Below are 20,052 nucleotides of genomic sequence, written 5' to 3' on the forward strand. Positions count from 1 at the left end.
AACCGCCGCAGCGAAGCGCACTTCAACTGGCACTATCACGCGGCGCTGACCCGGCTCAACGAGTCGTTCTCGCTCATGGGTGTTCCTCTCGTCGAGATGGCCGAGCACCTGGAGCCCACGCCGTTGGCCCGCAGCGAGTGGATCAAGTTCTTCGCCCTCTTCTTCAATCAGGAGGCCGAAGCTGAGTCGGCCTTCGGTGAGATGGAGGTCCGGTACAATGCCCTGCGGGCCCGCGTGGCCGCCGTTGCGGAGCGACCCCGCGTGCTCGTCGGCGCACCCGAAGATGACGGCTGGCGGATGTACGGGGGAAGGAATGTGCACACGCGCATGATCGAAGACGCGGGAGGGCGTTACCTCTGGGAAGATGACGTCGAGACGGATAGCGGGCGCTACACGCACTTCGAGGATGCGCTCGCCAGGGCCCGCGAGGCCGAGCTATGGATCGTCGGTCCAAACACTTCCTTCGGCTCGCGCATCTTCGAGACGACGGTTCTGGACCCGCGCTACGACTATATCCCGGCCGTTCGAAATGGCCGGGTCTGGGTGGCCAACATCAATTGGCCGACGGGTCCCAACCCTTGGTGGGACTATAGCCTGATCTCTCCGCACTTCGAGCTGGCCGATCACGTTCGCATGATCCATCCCGGGCTGCTCCCGCCTGGCGACATGACCTTCTACCGCTCCCTCGCGGGTCTGCAGGTGACCGATGCATCAAGTCGCTGAAGCCGCTCGCCGAGGGTCGGCCGCCCGGTCCGGCGTCAGGGGGTCCCCCGGCAGGCGATTGGTGCTCTGGCTGCTTCTGGGAGCGGCGTTGCTGATTCTGGTGGGCCTGGAGCTGACACTGGGGGCGGTGTGGATCCCGCCGGGCGAGGTCCTCGGACTCCTCGCGGGCACCGAGAGCGATGCCGTGTTGGGACGGATTCTCCTGGAATTCCGAGTGCCGCGCATGCTCACCGCCATCGTGGCCGGCGCTTCGCTGGGGGTCTGCGGAATGTTGCTCCAGACGACCTTCCGCAATCCCCTCGCCGATGCATGGTTCCTGGGACTCGTGCACAGCGCCCGGCTGGGCGTAGCCGTGCTCGTTGTAACGTCAGCCGCCGCAGGCCAGACCGTGCTCGCGAGCCTTGGCGTCCTGTCCAACCTCAGCCTGGTCGTCGCGGCGGCGACAGGCGCGCTGGTCATGACGTTGATCCTGATGGCGCTCGCTCCCCGTGTGGGGCCCGTGACGCTGCTACTTAGCGGACTCATGCTCGGCCAGACCGCCGAGGGGCTGATCAGCGTCGTCCTTCACTTCACCACCGAAGCCCAGGCTCGTGCGTTTGCCTCCTGGAACGACGGCACGTTCACGACCGTCTCGTGGTCGCAGTGGTCGATCATGGGTGCGCTCACCCTGGTTGGGTTGGTTGCAGCCCTGGGTCGGACCAAGTCCCTCAACTCCCTGATGCTGGGCGACGACTACGCGCGGACTTTGGGGCTCCGGGTCAAGCGGGCCCGCATCCAGGCCCTCGCCGCCGCCGCGCTCCTGGCCGGCGTCGTAACGGCGTTCTGCGGGCCGATCGCCTTCCTCGGACTGTTGGCGCCCCATCTGGCACGCGCGCTGTTCGGGACGGCGGACCACCGAGCCCTGGTTCCGGCGGCCGCCGTCACGGGTGCCGCGCTGGCCGCCTTGGCGGATCTCATCACCCACTTGCCGTGGAGCCGGCACGTCCTCCACATGAATGCGGTCATGGGGTTGATCGGGGCCCCGGTGGTACTGGTGCTTCTCCTGCGACGTGCCGGCGTGCGTCGCTTTGAGAACTGACGATGACGGTCCTGGCGCTCGATGATCTCGCCACCGGGTATCGCTCCGGACGCAGGTCCAGACAGGTCTCGGCCGGGCTCAGCGCGACGTTGCGCGCAGGCGAGTTCACCGTCTTGCTCGGGCCCAATGGGGCTGGAAAGTCCACGCTCATGCGCACGGTGTGCGGCCTCACGCCCCCGCTGGGCGGGACGGCGCTACTCGACGGAGAGGCGATCGACGCCATGGAGCCGGGGCGTCGCGCGCGCGTGATCGGCGTGGTGCTCACTCCGTCGGTAAACGTGTGGGGGCTCACCGGGCGTGCTCTGGTCGAGTTGGGCCGTCAGCCTCACACCGGTTGGTGGGGTCGGTTTGGCGCAGAAGATCACGACGCGGTGGATCAGGCGCTCCGCGCCACCGGTTCGCAGCCGTTCGCGGCTCGCCAAGTGGCGGAGTTGAGCGACGGAGAGCGGCAGCGGGTCATGATCGCCCGGGCGCTCGCCCAGCAGCCCCGCGCGCTCGTCCTTGACGAGGTCACCGCCTTCCTCGACCTGCCGACTCGCATCGACCTCATGATCATGCTGCGGGATCTCACGCGGGCGGAAGGCCGCGCGCTCCTCTTGTCCACGCACGACCTTGACCTCGCACTCCGCACGGCGGACCGGATCTGGCTCATGGACTCGAACGGGAACCTCGAGGTGGGGACGCCCGAAGATCTCGTGCTCTCAGGCTCGCTGGCGCACGTGTTCCACCGAGAGGGTGTCGAGTTCGATCCGTGGGAAGGCGCTTTCAGGATGGCCGGTCCGGAGCGGGTTGGGGTGCGCGTTGAGGGCTCCGGGTTGGTCGCGGAGTGGACGCGCCGCGCGCTCCGCAGACTCGGAATCGGCGTGAGCACGGACGGGGTGACGCGCTTCGTGATCGCGGTCGAGGATGGGACTCGCGGCCGCGCAAAATGGCGCCTGGAGGTGGAGGGAGCGGCATCCAACCACGACACGATGAGCGCCATGATCGACGCACTGCTCGACTCCATCCCCGGGGATGCCCGCTGAGATCGCCCGATGTCCGCGAGGTCAGCTTGCACCCTCCCCGCAACCCGTTCTAGACTGAATCCCCCCGGCCGACGGGCGGCCGGATGAGTCCCGTTCCGGGAGCTCCGCCGGCGCTCCCGCCGGCACAGGATCAGGAGTGGCCGCATGAAGCGCATCTCCATGACCGTGAACGGGGTTCGGCACGAGGCGGACGTCGAACCCCGCACCCTCCTCGTTCATTTCATCCGCGAACAACTCGAGCTGACCGGCACCAACGTGGGCTGCGACACGTCCTCGTGCGGCGCCTGCACGATTCTGATGAACGGTCAGTCGGTGAAGTCGTGTACCGTGCTCGCCGTCCAGGCGGATGGCGCGGACGTGACGACGGTCGAGGGGCTCGCGTCGAACGGTGACTGGCACCCGGTGCAGAAGGCGTTCCACGAAAACCACGGCCTGCAGTGCGGGTTCTGCACGCCGGGGATGATGATGGCCGCGGTGGGATACCTGGATGAGAACCCCGCGCCCACGGAGGACGAAGTCCGGCTCGCGCTGGAGGGCAACCTCTGCCGGTGCACGGGCTACCACAACATCGTCAAGGCGGTGCTCGCGGCCGCCGACGACATGGGCTCTTAGACGAAGAGGAGAGAGAACATGGCGACGGCTGAGAAATACGTTGGCGGCGGGGTCCCGAGGAAAGAGGATCCCAAGCTTCTCACAGGGCAGGGCACGTTCCTGGAAGGCCTCACGCTGCCCGGCATGCTTCACGCGGCGCTCGTGCGCAGCCCGCACGGATCGGCGCGCATCAACTCGGTGGACGTTTCCGCCGCCGAAACCGCCGAAGGCGTGGTGGCCGCGTACAGCGGGGCCGACCTCGCCGATGAATGGGCCGCGGGACTCCCCATGGCGTGGCCCGTGACCGACGACATCAAGATCCCCGACCACTGGCCGGTGGCGCAGGATGTGGCGCGCTACGTGGGCGACGCGGTGGCGGTCGTGGTCGCGACGAGCCGCAACGCGGCGCTCGACGCGGCGGAACTTGTGGAGGTCGACTACGAGGTGCTGGAGGCCGTCGTGGACGTGGAGGCGGCGCTGGCCGACGACGCGCCGCGCGTGCACGAGTCGTTCGACGATAACAAGAGCTACACGTGGGCGCTGACCAACGGCGAGGTGGACGCGGCCTTCGCGAAGGCGGACGTCGTGGTCAAGGAGCGCTACACGCAGCCGCGGCTGATCCCGAACGCGATGGAGCCGCGCGCCGTCGTCGCGCAGTCCGTCCCCTCGACGGGCGATTTCACCGTGTGGTCGACGACGCAGATTCCGCACGTGGCGAAAGTCCTGTTCGCGCTCACCCTCGGCATCCCCGAGGGCCAGATCCGGGTCATCGCGCCCTCCGACGTGGGCGGCGGCTTCGGGTCCAAGCTCAACGTCTACGCGGAAGAGGCGCTCTGCATCGCCCTCGCGCGCCGCCTGGGGAAGCCGGTCAAGTGGGTCGCCGGCCGGAGCGAGGGCTACCTCGCCACGATCCACGGCCGGGACCAGGTCCAGCAGATCGAGATCGCGGCAACCTCCGATGGAGACATCCTCGGGTACCGCGTGAACATCGTCGCGGCCATGGGCGCCTACCTCCAGCTCGTGGCGCCGGGGGTCCCGCTCCTGGGCGCCTTCCTCTACTGCGGCTGCTACGGCGGGGAGGCGTACCACTTCGAGTGCACGGGCGTGTTCACGAACACGACCCCGACGGACGCCTACCGGGGCGCCGGCCGGCCCGAGGCCACGTACGCCATCGAGCGGGCGATCGACGCGCTCGCGCGCGAGGTAGGCGTGGACGCGGCCGAGATCCGGCGCCGCAACTTCCTCCCGGCCGGCGACATGGTGCAGAGCCCGGGCGGGCTCGCCTTCGACTCGGCCGATTACGAGCCCGCGCTCGACCGGGCGCTGGAACTGCTGGACTACGACGGGTTCCGGAGCGACCAGGCGGAGCGCAGGGAAGGAGGCGGCGGCAAGCAGATCGGGGTCGGGTTCTCCTCGTACGTGGAGATCTGCGGGCTCGCGCCCTCGCAGGTGCTCGCCTCGCTCAAGTACGCCGCCGGCGGCTGGGACGCGGCCACGGTGCGCATGCTGCCGACCGGAAAGGCCGAAGTCGTGACGGGCAGCTCGCCGCACGGGCAGGGGCACGTGACCTCCTGGTCGCAGATCGCGGCGGACGCGCTCGGGATTCCGTACGAGGACGTCACGGTCCTCCACGGGGACACGCACGTGGCGCCGCACGGGATGAACACCTACGGAAGCCGCAGCCTCGCCGTGGCCGGGGTCGCGGTGCACAACGCGTGCGACCGCGTGGTCGACAAGGCGAGGGGGCTCGCGGCGCACCTGCTCGAAGTGGCGCCCGAGGACCTCGAATACGAGGCGGGGACCTTCTCGGTGAAGGGGGTCCCGGACCGCACGAAGTCGATGCCGGAACTCGCCTTCGCGGCGTGGACGGCCCACAGCCTGCCGGAGGATTCCGAGCCCGGGCTCGAGGCGAGCTGCGTGTACGATCCGCCGAACTTCACCTTCCCCTTCGGCACGCATGTGGCCGTGGTCGAGGTGGACACGGAGACGGGCGCCGTGGACCTCGTCCGCTACATCGCGGTGGACGACTGTGGGCCCGTGATCAACCCCGTCATCGTGGACGGGCAGGTGCACGGCGGCGTGGCGCAGGGGATCGCGGCGGCGCTGTACGAGGAGGCGACGTACGCGGAGGACGGGACGCTGGAGACCTCGTCGATGGTGAACTACCTCGTGCCGTCCGCGGCGGAGTTCCCGTCCTTCGAGACGGATCGAACGGTGACGCCGAGCACCTCGAACCCCATGGGGGTGAAGGGGATCGGCGAGGCGGGCACGATCGGGTCGGCGCCGGCGGTGATCAACGCGATCGTGGACGCGCTCTCGCACCTCGGCGTGACGGACGTCCCGATGCCGGCGAGTCCGGAGCGGGTCTGGCGAGCGATTCAAGCGGCCCAGGGAGGTGAGGCATGATTCCCGCGTCTTTCGATTACGAGCGCGCGTCGTCTCTCGATGAGGCGCTGAGCCTGCTCGCCGAGGGTGGCGAGGACGCGCGGCCGCTGGCCGGCGGACATTCGCTGCTCCCGCTCATGCGGCTGCGACTCGCGCGGCCCTCCCTGCTGGTCGATATCGGCGGCCTCGACGAACTGCGCGGCGTGCACGCGGATGGCGACTCCGTCGTCATCGGCGCGCTGACGACGCACCACGAGGTGGCCGGCGCGTCCGAACTCACGGGCGGCAGCGGCCTCCTCGCGAAGGTGGCGGAGGGGATCGGCGATCCCCAGGTGCGGCACCGCGGCACGCTCGGCGGTTCCGTGGCGCACGCGGATCCGGCCTCCGACCTGCCGGCGGCGCTGCTCGCGCTCGATGCCGAGGTCACGCTCGCGGGGCGCGGCGGCACGCGCTCGGTGGCGGCGTCGGACTTCTTCGTCGGTCCGTTCATGTCGGCCGCGGCCGATGGGGAGATCGTGACGGGCGTCCGCGTGCCGAAGCGGGAGGGCTGGGGCAGCGCCTACCGGAAGTTCCAGCGCCGCGCGCAGGACTGGGCGATCGTCGGCGTGGCCGCGGTCGTGAACTGGACCGAGTCCGGCATCGCGGGCGCCGCGATCGGGCTCACGAACATGGGCGGCACGCCGCTGCGCGCGCCCGGGGTCGAAGCGGCCCTCACCGGCGCGTCCGAGAAGGCGCAGATCCTCGCGGCGGCGTCGAAGGTGTCGGAACTCGAGACGCCGCCCGCGGATGAGAACGCGAGTTCGGAATACCGCGTCCACCTCGCGCAGGTGCTGATCGCGCGCGCTGTGGCCGAGGCCGCCGGCTGCCCGGGTATGCAGTCGGGCTAGACGCCGGCGGCCAGCCGGCTGTCAGCGTGCGCGGCCAGCCGGATGTCCGCCTCCCGCTAGTCTCGACCTCCTGTCGGCCCCGCCGGGCGGGGCGCCACGGCGGCGCCCTCCCAGTCGGGGTCGGCGGCGCCGATCCAGGTGCGCGTCGCGGCGTCGTACTGCAGGCCGTGGATGCGCCCGAACGCGCCCTGCCGCGGCGTGGGCGTGATCTCGAATCCCATCTCCCGGAATTCCTCCACCGAAGCCCCGGACCAGCCGTCCTCGGGGCCTGCTTCCACGGAGAAGCCCGCGAGCCCGTCGGGACCCATGTCGGGGTGCACGCGGGGGGCCGCGAGCGCGGCGGGTAGCGCCAGACCGTCGTCGACGACCCGAGTCACGGCCTGCACGACCGCCGAGATGATGCGGATGCCCCCGGCCGCGCCCAGGACGAGGAACGGCTCGCCGTCGTCGAGGACCATGAAGGGCGTGATGCCGGACCGCGCGCGCTCGCCCGGCTCGCTGATCCCGAGGTAGCCGCCCAGCGTCACGGCGTAGAGGAAGCCGAGTCCGGGGGTGGCGACCTTCGCGCCCATGCCGGGGCCGATGGTCTGGGTGAGCGCGATGGCCATGCCGTTTCCGTCGGCGGCGGAGAGGTGCGTCGTGTGGCCGTCCTCCGGCGGCAGGTGCAACGCCGCACCGCCGGCCGCAGACCATGAAGCTGCGGGCCCTGACGCGGCCCCCGACGCGGCCTCCAACGCCGCCCAGGACTCCGTGCCGGCTTCGATGGCGGCCTCCGCGGGCACCCGGACCTGCTCCGCGAGCTGGCGGGCGAAGGTCTTTGACGTCACGCGCACGGCGGAGGAGTCAGAACTCGGCCGGCGGTATTCCGTCATGGCGAGGGCGAGGGACTGGGCGATGACGGAGGCCCACGCCTCGTCGCTCATGCCGTCGGGATCGAAGACCTCGGCGATCTGGAGGGCAAGGATCGCCATCGCGCCGGAGGCCGGGATGTCGGAACCGACGATCTCGAACCCCCGGTAGGATCCGCGCACGATGCGCGAGTCCTCCGCTTCGTAGGCTGCCAGCGCCTCGCGGGTCAGGAAACCTCCGTTCGCCGCCATGTCGTCGGCGATGCGGCCGGCGATCTCCCCGCCGTAGAAGGCGTCGCCGCCGCCGAGGGAAATCGCCCTCAGCGTCTCGGCCATGTCGGACTGCACGAGCCGGTCGCCGGGGCGGTAGGGTGATCCGTCGGCCTTCAGGTAGTAGCGCCGGGCGCCTTCGGTCTCCGCCACCTGGTCGCGCGATCCCGCCTGGCGGCGCGCCTCGCCGGGCAACAGCCGGAACCCGTGCGCCGCGTAATCGATCGCCGGGGCCATGATCGTGGTCAGCGGGAGGGATCCGTATTCCTCGTGCAGGCGCATGAGGCCCGCGACCGACCCGGGCACGCCGACGGTCGGATAGCCGTAGGCGGCGCGGGGCGCCGTGGCCGGGTCGTAGCCGAGCGGGACCGACGTCGTCCCGTCGATGCCCGCGACCCCGCCGTCGGGCGTCCGGATGAGGATCTGGTTGCGCCCCCCGATGCTGTTCATGCTCGGTTCGACCACGGAGATCGCGAACGCGGCGGCGACGGCCGCATCCGCGGCGTTCCCCCCGAGTTCCAGCATCCGCGCGCCCGCGGCCGCGGCCAGCGGCTGCGCTGCGACGACGACTCCATCCGCCGAGCGCGCGACCTGGGGCGCACTCTGCGCGCCCAGACCGGGCGGAACCGCCGCGAACGCAAGTATCGCGAGAACGGTCGTGCCGTGCATCCGGATTCCTGACTTCATGGATCCTCCGTCGGTCTCCTGGGTCCCAACAGCGCGTGGCCAAGCCCGTGGCGAAAGGTCCTGCCCGGCTCCAGCGGCCGAACATCCCGCCCGCGGGAAACTTGCGCGCGGTACGAGCCGTGACTAGGGTCCGAACCTTCTTGACAAGATTGTTAAACGATTTGGATAACGCGAGGACCGCGATGGTGCCGCAAGCACCGGCCGCCACACGACCGCCGGACACCGAACAACGGCCGCCGGATACCGAACAGAGGATCTTCGACGCCGCGCTGACGGTTTTCGCCCGCAAGGGGCGGGACGGCGCCCGACTGCAGGAGATCGCCGATCACGCGGGGATCAATCGCGCGCTGCTGCACTACTATTTCCGCACCAAGGAACAGCTCTACGAGGCCGTGTTCGAGCACGGATGCCGGCAGTTCATGGCCGGGCTCAGCCAGTCGCTGCGCGCGGAGGAGGGGGTCGAAGACAGCCTGCGCGCGTTCGTGTACGGCTACATCGACTACATCTACGAGCACCAGGACATGGCCCGCCTCATGCTGAACGAATGCCTGTGCGGCGGCGGGGTTCTCGAGCGCCACCTCGCGGCCGCGATCGAGGCGCGCGAGGAGGTGCCGGGGCTCCTGCTCGAGGACCGGCTGCGCGCGGCCATCGGGGCGGGCGAGATCCGGGAGATCGACCTCCGGCACACGCTGCTCACGATCGTGTCCGCCTGCCTGTTTCCGTTCGTCGCCCTGCCGACGGTGCGCCTCTTCCACTCCCGCGCGGTGGAGGACTTCGACCGCTTCCTGCAGGAACGGAAGGCGCACATCGTCGACCTCCTGCTCGCGGGCCTGCGGCCGGCCGAAGGCATGGTTCGGACGGAGGAACTCGCGTGAGCGCCGCGACGTCGCTCGCCGGGGTCGGCGCGTCCGGATTCGCACGAGCGGGCGGGTTTCTCCTGCTCGCGGCGGCGGGCGCGTGTTCGTTCGCGCCGGGCCCCCGGCTCCCGGCCGCGGTGGCCGAACTCCCCGCGGCGTACGATGCGGAAGCCCCCCCGGCCGAAGCGGCGCCCGAGCCCCGCGACTGGTGGCGGGCGTTCGACGACGCGACGCTGGACGGCCTGATCGAGACGGCGCTCGTCGCCAACCTCGACCTGCACGAGGCCGTCGCGCGGCTCGAGGAACTGCGGCACCGGTACCGGATCGCGCGGGCGCCGCTCTTCCCGGCGCTGACGCTCGACGCGAACGGCAACCGGTCCAGCACGCCCGCCAACACGGGCCTGGGGTCGCAGTTCGGAGGCGACGATGGCGGCGACGGCGGCGACAGCCCCTTCCCGGGGTTCAGCTTCGATTTCCCCGACCGGTTCGAGTTCACGACCTACTCGGCCTCGCTCGGTTTCGCCTACGAACTCGATTTCTGGGGCCGGCTGCGCAACGAATCCGGGGCGGCGGTCCGCGACTTCCTGGCTTCCCGGGCGGACGCGGAGACCGTGCGGCTCACGGTCATCGCGTCCACCATCTCGACGTATCTCGAGGTCGTCTCGGCGCGAGCCCAGCTCGCCATCGCCGAGGATAACGTCGACCTGCTGCGGGAGCGCGCCGAACTCACCCGGGAGCGCTACCAGGCCGGCGTCACGAACACCTTCGAACTCTATGCGATCCGCCAGCAGTACCGGACCGCCGAGTCGAACCTGCCGGGGCTGCGCACGGCCGTGGACGACGCCGAGGGGCGCCTGGCCCTCCTCGTCGGACGGTACGCGGGGATGATCGAAGACCTTCTGCCGCCGACACTCGAGCCGGCGGTCGATACGACCCCGATTCCCGGCGGGCTGCCGGTGTCGCTGCTCGAGGACCGGCCCGACGTCATGGCCGCGTTCGAGCGCGTCGAGGCGGCGCGCCGGCGGGTGGGGGCGCGCCGGGCCGAACTGCTCCCGACGATCTCCCTGAACGGGGCCGCCGGCCGCCAGGCCGGCGAACTCGGGGATCTGCGGTTGGTCGACCAGTGGTTCACGAACCTGATCGGCGGCCTCGTCGCGCCGATCTTCCAGGGCGGCCGCCTGCGCGCCAACGTCGGGGCGGCCTGGGCGCAGTACGACCAGGCGCTGATCGCCTATGCGCGCACGGTCCTGGGCGCCTACCGGGAGGTGCGGACGAGTCTGCGGCAGTTCGAGAACGAGCGGGAGCGGTACGCGCAGGTCGTGGAACAGGTCGCCGACGCCCGCGCCTCGCTGGAGAACCAGTTGGAGCGCTACCAGAGCGGAGTGGGGGATTACGTCGAGTACCTGGACGCGCGAGTCAATCTGAACGGCGCCGAAACCACCCGGGTGCTCGCCGAACGCGGCATCGGAGAGGCGCGGCTCGCCGTGCACCGGGCCCTGGGCGGCGCGTGGGTGGCGGAGGATGTCGAGGACATCGAAACGAATGAAGACCCGGGGGGCGCGGCGTCGCTCCCAGACCGGAGATAGGGCGGAACGATGGAAGACGGATCGCGGCACACGCCGCACACCCCGCACGAGGCCGGGGACACGGGGGCGCCCGTCGCCCCGCCCGCGTTCACGAAGCGGCTGGTGCAGGGGGCGATCGTCATCGGCGTGGGGGTGTTCGGCTTCGCGCTGCTGTTCGGCATGCGCGCCGAACCGGCGGAGGTGGAGCCTCCGCGCGTGGTCCCCACGGTCAGCACGGTGCCGGCCCGCGTGACCCAGGGCGCGATCAAGGTGCGGGGCGGCGGCACCGTCCGTCCCAGCGCGGAAGTCACGATCGCCTCGCAGGTCGGCGGGCGGGTGGTCTGGACCTCGCCCGCCCTCGTGAGCGGCGGGCGCTTCGTCGCCAACGAGCCGCTCCTGCGCGTGGACCCGGCCGACTACGAGAACGCCGTCGAGGCTGCGGAGGCGGACGTCGCCCAGCGCGAGGTGGCGTTGCTGGAAGCCGAGGAAAACGCGCGGCTGGCCCTCGACGAGTGGAGGCGGCTCGCCGCCCGCGAGAACCTCGACCCCACGCCGCCGAACGCGCTCGTCACGCGGCAGCCGCAGCTCGATGCGGCCGCGGCGGCCCTCAGGAGCGCCCGGGCCAGGCTGGAAGACGCGCGGCTGGCGCTGGAACGGACCTGGATCCGGGCTCCGTTCAACGGCATCGTGCGTGAAGAGACCGTCGACCTCGGACAGTTCGTCGCGGCCGGACAGTCCGTCGGCCGCCTGTACGCGACGGACGCGGTGGAGATCGTCGTGCCGCTGAGCGACAACGAGGCGGCCCTGATCGAGCGCCTGTGGAACGCGCGGGCGGGCGACGCGGCGACCCGCATCCCGGTCGACATCGTGTCCGAGTACGGCGGCGTCGAGTACGCGTGGTCGGGATACGTGGACCGGGCGGAGGCGGCGCTCGACGAGCAGACTCGGACGGTCGACGTGGTCGTCACCGTCCCTGAACCGTTCACGCCCCCGGAAAACGACCCCCGCCGCCCGCCGCTCCTGATCGGCAGCTACGCGACGGTGGACATCGAAGGCACGAGCTTCGAGGAATACGCCGTCGTCCCGGCCGCCGCCGTCCGCGACGGCGATGTCCTGTGGACGGTGGCGGACGACACGCTGCTCGTCATGACCCCGGTCGAGCCGATCCAGGAAGTGGACGATGAAGCCGTCGTGCTCGGACCGATCCCGGACGGCACCCCGGTCATCGTCTCGATGCTCCTCTTCGTCACCGAGGGCATGACGGTGCGGCCGGTTCAATTGCTGGAGAGCGCCGAGCCGTGGGAGCGCGGCGCCAACGGCGACGAGCGGGAAGGAGACGGCTCATGAGGCGGGCGATCGGGTGGATGGCCAAGCACGGCGTCGCCGCGAACCTGCTGATGGTGCTGATCATCCTGGCGGGATTCGTGAGCCTCATCAGTCTGCCCCAGGAGACGTTCCCCGAGATCTCCCTCGACACGATCCAGGTACAGGTCCAGTACCCCGGAGCGTCCCCCGACGAAGTCGAGCAGGCGATCGTGCGGCGGGTCGAGGAGCGGATCACGGGCATCCAGGGCGTCGACCGCGTGACGGGCGCCGCCTCGGAGGGTGTCGGCATCGTGCTCGCCGAACTGTCGCTGGGCACGGACGAGTCGAAGACGCTGGACGAGATCAAGTCCGCCATCGACCGGATCACCAGCTTTCCGGTCGACGCGGAGGAGCCGGAGGTGGTCGCGCTGACCGCGGAGGGCCGCGTCATGGAGATCGCGGTTTTCGGCGACGTTCCCGAGCGGACGCTCAAGGAGATCGCGAACCGGGTCAAGGATGACCTCACCTCGCTGCCGACGATCTCGCTCGTCCGCGTGTCCGGCGTCCGGCAGTACGAGATCTCGATCGAAGTGTCGAAGGCGGCCCTGCGCGCGCACGGTCTGACCCTCGACGAAGTGTCCGCGGCGGTGCGGCGGGGCAGCCTCGACCTTCCCGGCGGGAGCGTCGAGACGGACCGCGAGGAGATTCTCGTTCACATCCGGGGCCAGAACTACACCCGGGCGGATTTCGCAGACATCGTCGTGCGGGCGAACGTCGACGGGTCGATGCTCCGCCTCTCCGACGTTGCGGACATCCGGGACGGTTTCGAGGACGTCGACCTCATCAACGCCTACAACGGGCAACCGACGGCCTTCGTCCAGGTCCTGCGGACGGGCGATGAGCGTGTGCTGGAGATCTCCGACGAAGTCGAGCGCTACCTGGAGGAGGAGTTGGCCGGCTCCCTGCCGCGGGGCGTCGACTACAGCATCTGGCGCAGCGAAGCCTCGTACCTGCAGAGCCGCATCGACCTTCTCATCAAGAACGGCCGGCTGGGTCTGATCCTGGTCCTCATCGCGCTGGCCCTCTTCCTCGACCTGCGCCTCGCGTTCTGGACCGCGGTCGGGATCTTCCTCTCCTTCGCCGGCGTGTTCGCGGTGATGGCGTGGGCCGGCATCTCCATCAACATGATGGCGCTGTTCGGTTTCATCCTCGCGATCGGGATCGTGGTGGACGACGCGATCGTGGTGGGAGAGAACATCTTCGCCGAACGGGAGAAAGGAACGGCCGCCTTGCGGGCGGCGATCAAGGGCACGAGACGCGTGTCCGTGCCCGTGATCTTCGCCGTGCTCACGACGGTGGCGGCGTTCACCCCGCTGCTGTTCGTGCCGGGCAGCCTCGGGAAGTTCCTCTACGTGATCCCCGCGATCGTGATCTCCGTGCTGCTCCTCTCGCTCGTCGAGGTCCTGTTCATCCTTCCCTACCACCTCTCGCACCTCCCGGCGCCGGGCGCGAGCCGCGGGAAGGGAGGCCTGCTCGGGCCCGTCTACCGCCTGCAGACGCTCGTCCAGACGAACCTGCAGCGCTTCATCGACGGTCCGCTGGAGCGCTCCGTGCGCTTCGCGGTGCGGCGCCCGGGGCTGACCGTGCTCGGAGCCGTCTCTTCCCTGATGATCGTTGGGGGGCTGGTGGCGGGGCGGCATCTGCGGTTCAGCCTTCTGCCCGTGATCGAGGGCGAGGAGGTCGTCGCCTACATCGAGATGGCGGAGGGGACGACGAGCGAGCGCACCGCGGAAGTCGCCAGCTACGTGGAGGGGCAGGGATACGCGGCGATCGCGGAACTCGAGGCGCAGTTGCCGGATGACGAGCCGCCCCTGGTCGAAGCGGTCTTCACGAGCGTCGGGCAGCGTCCCTCCCAGGCGGGTGGGCCCGGCATGGCTGCCGAAGCGAGCTTCGTCCGGTCGAACATCGCCGAGGTGAGCCTGCGGCTGACCGACCCGGAGATCCGGGACCTGCCGGCCACCGAGGTGGAGCGGGCCTGGCGGGAGCGCGTCGGGCCGGTCGCCGGCGCGCGGGAACTCACGTTCAGCTCCATCCTCATCGATCTCGGTTCGCCCGTGCAGGTGGAGCTTTCCCATCCGGATACGGCGATGCTGAACGCGGCGGTGCCGGCCTTCACGGACCGCCTGGTGCGCATCGCGGGCGTGACGGAGGTCCGCGACGACCGGGGCCAGGGCAAGCGCGAGCTTGAGTTGGAACTCAGGCCCGCCGCCCGCACCCTCGGGATCACGCTCGACGACCTGGCGCGCCAGGTGCGCGGGGCGTTCTTCGGAAACGAGGTCTACCGCCTGCAGCGGGGCCGCGACGAGGTGCGCGTCTACGTGCGGCTCCCGGAATCGGAGCGCAACACGCTCGCCGACCTCCAGGACTACCGGATCCGCACGCCGACGGGCGGTGAGGCGCCGCTGTCGGAGGTCGCGGATGTGTCCTTCGGGGTCGCCTCATCGACCATCAACCGGATCGATGGGCGCCGCATCGTGACGGTCACGGCGGATGTGGACGCGGCCGTGATCACGGGACAGGAGGTGAACACGGAGATCACCTCCGCGATCCTGCCGGAACTGCAGGCCCGATACCCGGGCCTCCGCTACGGGTTCGGCGGCGAGCAGCGCCAGCAGACGCTGGCCTTCGAGGGGATCGCCCGCGGTTTCCTGCTCGCCCTGCTGGCGATCTACGCGCTCCTCGCCATCCCCTTCCGCTCGTACCTGCAGCCGCTCGTCGTCATGGCCTCGATCCCGCTGGGGCTCGTCGGCGCCGCGATCGGACACCTGATCATGGGGCTCGACCTCGGCATGCTCTCCATGTTCGGGCTCGTGGGCCTGTCGGGCGTGGTCGTGAACGACTCGCTCGTCCTCATCGACTTCATCAACGAACGCCATCGGTCGGGGCTTCCGATGTCGGAGGCCATCGTGCAGGGGGCGAAGGTCCGTTTCCGGCCCATCATGCTGACCTCCGTGACCACCTTCCTGGGGGTCTCGCCGATCATCCTGGAGCGCAGCACGCAGGCGCAGTTCCTCTCGCCCATGGCGGTGAGCCTCGGGTTCGGGATTCTGTTCGCGACCTTCATCATCATGCTCGCCGTGCCGGCTCTGGCGATGATGAACTACACGTTCACGATGCGGGCGAAGCGGGCCTTCGTTCGCTGGCGGCGAAAGCCCCGACTCGGCTTGGCCGCGGGAGGGGTCGAGCGCTGAGCGATCTCTCGGGCGCCTGGCTGGCGTCGCTGGAGTCCGAGGCGATCGAAATCCTCCGGGAGGGCCTCGCGGCGGCGTCGCGGCCCGTGATGCTGTATTCGATCGGGAAGGACTCCTCGGTGCTCCTGCACCTCGCCCGGAAGGCGTTCTGGCCGGCCGCGCCGCCCTTCCCGCTGCTCCACATCGACACGACGTGGAAGTTCCGGGAGATGATCGCGTTCCGGGACCACACCGCAGCGGAAGCGGGCGTGGAACTCCGCGTTCACACCAACGAGGACGGGCTGCGCGAAGGCGTCAATCCGTTCGACCACGGATCGGAACGCTACACCGACGTCATGAAGACAGTCGCGCTGCGGCAGGCGCTCGACGAGGGCGGGTACGACATCATCTTCGTCGGCGCGCGGCGGGATGAGGAGAGGTCGCGCGCCAAGGAACGCGTGTTCTCGCTGCGCGACGCGGCCCACCAATGGGATCCGAAGACGCAGCGTCCGGAGCCGTGGAACCTGTACAACACCCGGCTGGGGCCCGGAGAATCCCTGCGCGTGTCGCCGCTCTCCAACTGGACCGAGGCGGATGTCTGGCGGTACATCCGCGCGGAAGAGATCCCGATCGTACCGCTCTACTACGCCGCCGAACGTCCCGTCGTCGAGCGGGATGGCGGGTGGATCATGGTCGACGACGACCGACTGCCGCTGCTCCCGGGCGAGGCGCCGCGGCAACGGCGCATCCGCTTCCGGACGCTGGGTTGCTACCCGCTGACCGCCGCCGTCGAGAGCGACGCGGATACGCTCGACGCGGTCATCGCCGAGACGCTCTGCACGGACCGCTCGGAACGGGCGGGGCGTCTCATCGACCATGACCGCGACGGCTCGATGGAACGCAAGAAGAAGCAGGGCTACTTCTGATGCCGCCGACCCTGCGCTTCGTGCTCTGCGGCAGCGTCGACGACGGCAAGAGCACCGTCATCGGCCGGCTGCTGTACGACTGTCGCCAGGTTTTCTCGGACGAGCTGACGCGCGTCGAACACGACTCGGCCCGCTACGGCACGCAGGGGAAGGCGACCGACTTCGCCCTGCTCGTCGACGGACTGCGGGACGAGCGCGAACAGGGCATCACGATCGACGTCGCGTACCGCAGCTTCGAGACGCCGCGCCGCAGATTCATCGTGGCCGACGCGCCCGGCCACGAGCAGTACACGCGCAACATGGCCACCGGCGCCTCGACCGCCGACCTGGCCGTCGTCCTGGTGGACGCGCGCAAGGGAGTTCTGCCGCAGACGGCGCGGCACACCCGGATCGCGGCCATGTTCGGCGTCCGCCACGCGGTTCTCGCGGTGAACAAGATGGATCTCGTCGAATGGGACCGGGACGTCTTCGAATCGATCCGCGCCTCCTGGCGCGCGATCGCCGACGAGATCGGCCTGGCCGCGGTCGAGGCGATTCCGGTCTCGGCGCTGACCGGGGCCAACCTCACCCGACACGGCACGTCGGCGCCGTGGTACGACGGCCCGACCCTCCTCGCCCACCTCGAGACCGTGGATGTCGAGGGGGCCGGCGCCGACGGGCCGTTTCGGATGCCGGTCCAGTATGTGAATCGGCCGCACACCGACTTCCGGGGTTACTGCGGGCGCGTGGCCGCGGGCGCGGTGGCGGTGGGTGATGCCGTCCGCATCTCGCCCGCCGGGACCGAGAGCCGCGTGGCATCGATCGTGGTGGGGGAAGGGACCCGCGACCGCGCCGCCCGCGGCGACTCCGTGACGTTGACCCTCGCTCCCGGTGTCGATGTCACCCGGGGCGACGTCGTCGCGGACGCCGACGAACCCGTCGAGGCGGCGGACCAGTTCCAGGCGCGTCTCGTCTGGATGCACGAAGAGCCGCTCGCCGTGGGCCGCCGGTACGCGATGAAGCTCCACTCGAGGGAAGTGGGCGCCGCCGTCACCCGGATCCGGCACCGGCTGGATGTGTCCAACGGCAACGAGCTGGCCGCTTCCGTGCTGCGCCTGAACGACCTCGGCACCGTGAACCTCGCGACCGACCGCCGCGTCCCCTTCGCTCCCTTCGACGAGTCGCGCGCACTGGGCGGCTTCATCCTGATCGACCGCGCCACGAACGCGACGGCCGCCGCCGGCACGATCCTCTTCCCGCTCATGCGGGCGGCGAACGTGAAATGGCAGGAGCTGGACGTCTCGAAGGATGTCCGCTCGCGGCTCAAGCTCCAGCGCGCCCAGTGTGTATGGCTGACCGGGATGTCCGCTTCGGGGAAGTCCACCATCGCCAACCTGCTCGACCGCCGCCTCACCATCGAAGGGCGGCATACGTACCTTCTGGACGGCGACAACGTGCGCCACGGCCTGTGCCGGGACCTGGGTTTCACGGAGGCGGATCGGGTGGAGAACATCCGCCGAGTGGCGGAGGTGGCCCGCCTCATGGTCGATGCGGGGCTGATCGTCATCGTCGCCTTCATCAGCCCGTTCCGGTCGGAACGCAACTACGCCCGAAGCCTGTTCGCGCCCGGCGACTTCATGGAAGTTTTTGTGGACGCGTCTCTGGAGGCGTGCGCGGAGCGCGACCCGAAGGGACTTTACGCCAAGGCGCTAAGGGGAGAGATCAGGAATTTCACGGGAGTCGACAGTCCCTACGAACGGCCCGAACACCCCGACCTGCGCCTGGATACGGAGGAACTCTCCCCGGCGGAGTGCGTGGAGCTGTTGACGGATAAACTCGATCGCGAGTTCCGGAATTCAGTGACGGAGGATCGCTGATGGCGAACGGACCTCTCTTGGACGTCGCGAAGCTGCGGTTCGCGGCCGACGAACGCCCCCCGCGGGCGATGAGCCTCGTGATCGGCGCGCAGACGGCGATCCTCGTCTGCCTGCCCCTGGTGGTGGTCACGACGATCGTCGCGCGCGTCGCGGACCAGAGCGCCGACTACCTCCGCTGGGCGATCTTCGCGAGCATGGTGATCGGCGGCCTGCTCACGATCGTCCAGTCCAGGCGCGTGGCCGGCATCGGCGGGGGAACGCTGACCGTCATGGGCGCCTCGGGGGCTTCGATCGGAGTCGGCGCGCTCGCGCTCGTGGCGGGCGGCCCGGCGCTGCTGGGGGTGCTGGTGCTCGCCGCGGGGCTGTGCCAACTGGCGCTGGCGGCCCGCCTGGCGCTGCTCCGGCGCATCATCACGCCGGTCGTGTCGGGCACGCTGACGGCGCTCGTGGCCGTGACGATCATGCCGCTGGCCTTCGCCATGCTCACGCGGGTGCCGGAAAACGCGCCGCCGGCCGCGGCCCCCACCGTCGCCGCGGTCACCATGCTGTGCGTCGTCGGCCTGCTGCTCCGGGGCAAACGCTGGGTGCGGGCCTGGAACGCCATCATCGGAATCGCCGCGGGCTGCGTGACCGCCGCCCTGTTCGGGATTCTCGACTTCGGTCGCGTGGCGGAGGCCCGCTGGATCGGGATCCCCAGCCCCCCGGCCGCCGGCCTGGACCTGAGCTTCGACGCGAGCTTCTGGCTGCTCCTGCCCGGGTTCCTCTTCGTGTCGTTCGTGATCACGATCCGGCAGGTCAGCGACAACGTCCGCATGCAGCACCTCTCGCGGCGCGAGCCGCGGGCGGTGGACTTCCGCCGGGTCCAGGGGTCCGTCGCCGCCTGCGGGGCCGGCACGCTCCTGTCCGGGCTCGCGGGCGTGCTGCCGCCGTGGCCGTACGTCGCCGGGATCGCCCTGGCGAGTGGTCTCGGCGTCGCCGCCCGGAGAATCGGCGTCGTCATCGGGGCCGGCTTCATCGCCCTCGCCTTCGTGCCGAAGCTCACGGCCGTGATCCTGTCGATCCCGGCACCGGTACTGGGCGCCTACATTATGGTCGTCTTCGGCCTCATCTTCGTGCAGGGCATGCGGATCCTCTTCCAGGAGGGGATCGACCGGCAGTACTCGCTGATCGCGGGGCTGGCGTTCTGGATCGGCGCCGGGATCCAGTTCCAGGCGATCTTCCCAGCCTACCTCGCCACGCCCATGGGCCGCATGCTGGCGAACGGCCTCACCGTGGGTGGGCTGTCCATCCTGCTGCTGAACCTGTTTCTCGACGTGACCGGGCCCCGCCGCCACAGGATCGAACTGGCGTTGCGCCCGGAGAGCCTCGCGGAACTCGACAGCTTCCTCGAGGACTTCGCGGCCAGGTACAAGTGGAGCGGCAAGGCCACGGACCGCCTGCGGGCGGCGGCCGAAGAGGCGCTCCTGAGTCTCCTGCGCGAGGAAGAGGGGGAACAGGCCCCCGCCCGCGCGGAGCGCCGGCTGCGCGTCGTGGCCCGGAACCTCCGCTTCGGCGCCGGGCTGGAGTTCACCGCGGCCACCAACGAGGGGAACTTGGAGAACCAGCTGGCCCTGCTCGGCGACCGCCCCGACCCGACGAGCGAACGCGACCTGTCGCTGGCGCTCCTGCGGCACCACGCCTCGTCCGTCAAACATCACCAGTACCACAACGCCGATGTGCTGACCGTGCACGTGAACCGTGCCTGGCACAGTTGACCGCGATGGCTGCTTCGTACATCCTGTGGCGTAAGCCAGCAGCAACCCCAACCCCCATTCAGCGA

14 protein-coding genes are annotated in these 20,052 nt (G+C 70.0%); 13 read left to right on the plus strand and 1 reads right to left on the minus strand.

Annotation, left to right across the window (positions count from 1 at the left end):
* From RN743_RS12215 to RN743_RS12240, 6 genes are all read left to right on the plus strand, one after another.
* On the plus strand, positions 1 to 723 hold a 723-nt coding region (locus RN743_RS12215), incomplete at its 5' end, for an ABC transporter substrate-binding protein (protein WP_310780146.1).
* A gap of 61 nt (positions 724 to 784) precedes the next feature.
* On the plus strand, positions 785 to 1,801 hold the full coding sequence (locus tag RN743_RS12220; RefSeq protein WP_310780149.1) for an iron ABC transporter permease: 1,017 nt from the start codon (positions 785 to 787) through the stop codon (positions 1,799 to 1,801).
* A 2-nt stretch (positions 1,802 to 1,803) separates the two neighbouring features.
* Entirely contained in the window at positions 1,804 to 2,826 is a 1,023-nt protein-coding gene (locus RN743_RS12225) for an ABC transporter ATP-binding protein (protein ID WP_310780151.1), read from the plus strand.
* 144 nt (positions 2,827 to 2,970) lie between these two features.
* Positions 2,971 to 3,438 (plus strand): 2Fe-2S iron-sulfur cluster-binding protein, encoded by a 468-nt coding sequence (locus RN743_RS12230; RefSeq protein ID WP_310780153.1) that lies wholly within the window; start codon positions 2,971 to 2,973, stop codon positions 3,436 to 3,438.
* An 18-nt stretch (positions 3,439 to 3,456) separates the two neighbouring features.
* A complete protein-coding gene (locus RN743_RS12235) occupies positions 3,457 to 5,823 on the plus strand; it encodes a molybdopterin cofactor-binding domain-containing protein (protein WP_310780155.1) in 2,367 nt (788 codons plus the stop codon).
* A complete protein-coding gene (locus tag RN743_RS12240) occupies positions 5,820 to 6,689 on the plus strand; it encodes a xanthine dehydrogenase family protein subunit M (protein WP_310780157.1) in 870 nt (289 codons plus the stop codon). The genes RN743_RS12235 and RN743_RS12240 overlap by 4 nt, the downstream gene beginning before the upstream one ends.
* 56 nt (positions 6,690 to 6,745) lie before the next feature.
* Here the strand turns inward: RN743_RS12240 and RN743_RS12245 are convergent, their stop codons facing one another.
* Entirely contained in the window at positions 6,746 to 8,494 is a 1,749-nt protein-coding gene (locus RN743_RS12245) for a gamma-glutamyltransferase (RefSeq protein ID WP_310780159.1), read from the minus strand.
* 182 nt (positions 8,495 to 8,676) lie between these two features.
* On the opposite strand from RN743_RS12245, the gene RN743_RS12250 reads away from it, so the two are divergent.
* The 7 genes from RN743_RS12250 to RN743_RS12280 are packed head-to-tail and all read left to right on the plus strand — an operon-like array spanning position 8,677 to position 19,987.
* Positions 8,677 to 9,369 (plus strand): TetR/AcrR family transcriptional regulator, encoded by a 693-nt coding sequence (locus tag RN743_RS12250; protein ID WP_310780161.1) that lies wholly within the window; start codon positions 8,677 to 8,679, stop codon positions 9,367 to 9,369.
* Complete coding sequence (locus tag RN743_RS12255; RefSeq protein WP_310780163.1) at positions 9,366 to 10,937, plus strand: TolC family protein; 1,572 nt, start codon at positions 9,366 to 9,368, stop codon at positions 10,935 to 10,937. Before RN743_RS12250 ends, RN743_RS12255 begins: the two co-directional genes overlap by 4 nt.
* Positions 10,938 to 10,946: 9 nt before the next feature.
* Positions 10,947 to 12,263 (plus strand): efflux RND transporter periplasmic adaptor subunit, encoded by a 1,317-nt coding sequence (locus tag RN743_RS12260; protein ID WP_310780165.1) that lies wholly within the window; start codon positions 10,947 to 10,949, stop codon positions 12,261 to 12,263.
* Positions 12,260 to 15,472 carry an efflux RND transporter permease subunit gene (locus RN743_RS12265; RefSeq protein ID WP_310780167.1) on the plus strand — a complete coding sequence of 1,071 codons (3,213 nt, stop codon included), beginning with the start codon at positions 12,260 to 12,262 and terminating at the stop codon, positions 15,470 to 15,472. The genes RN743_RS12260 and RN743_RS12265 overlap by 4 nt, the downstream gene beginning before the upstream one ends.
* A gap of 20 nt (positions 15,473 to 15,492) precedes the next feature.
* On the plus strand, positions 15,493 to 16,377 hold the full coding sequence (gene cysD, locus RN743_RS12270; RefSeq protein WP_343219029.1) for a sulfate adenylyltransferase subunit CysD: 885 nt from the start codon (positions 15,493 to 15,495) through the stop codon (positions 16,375 to 16,377).
* Positions 16,377 to 18,233: an adenylyl-sulfate kinase gene (cysC, locus tag RN743_RS12275; protein WP_310780169.1), complete on the plus strand. Its 1,857-nt coding sequence runs from the start codon at positions 16,377 to 16,379 to the stop codon at positions 18,231 to 18,233. Before cysD ends, cysC begins: the two co-directional genes overlap by 1 nt.
* Positions 18,233 to 19,987, plus strand: coding sequence for a solute carrier family 23 protein (locus RN743_RS12280; RefSeq protein ID WP_310780171.1), 1,755 nt, complete (start codon positions 18,233 to 18,235; stop codon positions 19,985 to 19,987). Before cysC ends, RN743_RS12280 begins: the two co-directional genes overlap by 1 nt.
* Positions 19,988 to 20,052 lie beyond the last annotated feature (65 nt).

Origin of the sequence: Candidatus Palauibacter scopulicola (genome assembly GCF_947581915.1) — a bacterium.
Lineage (GTDB): Bacteria > Gemmatimonadota > Gemmatimonadetes > Palauibacterales > Palauibacteraceae > Palauibacter > Palauibacter scopulicola.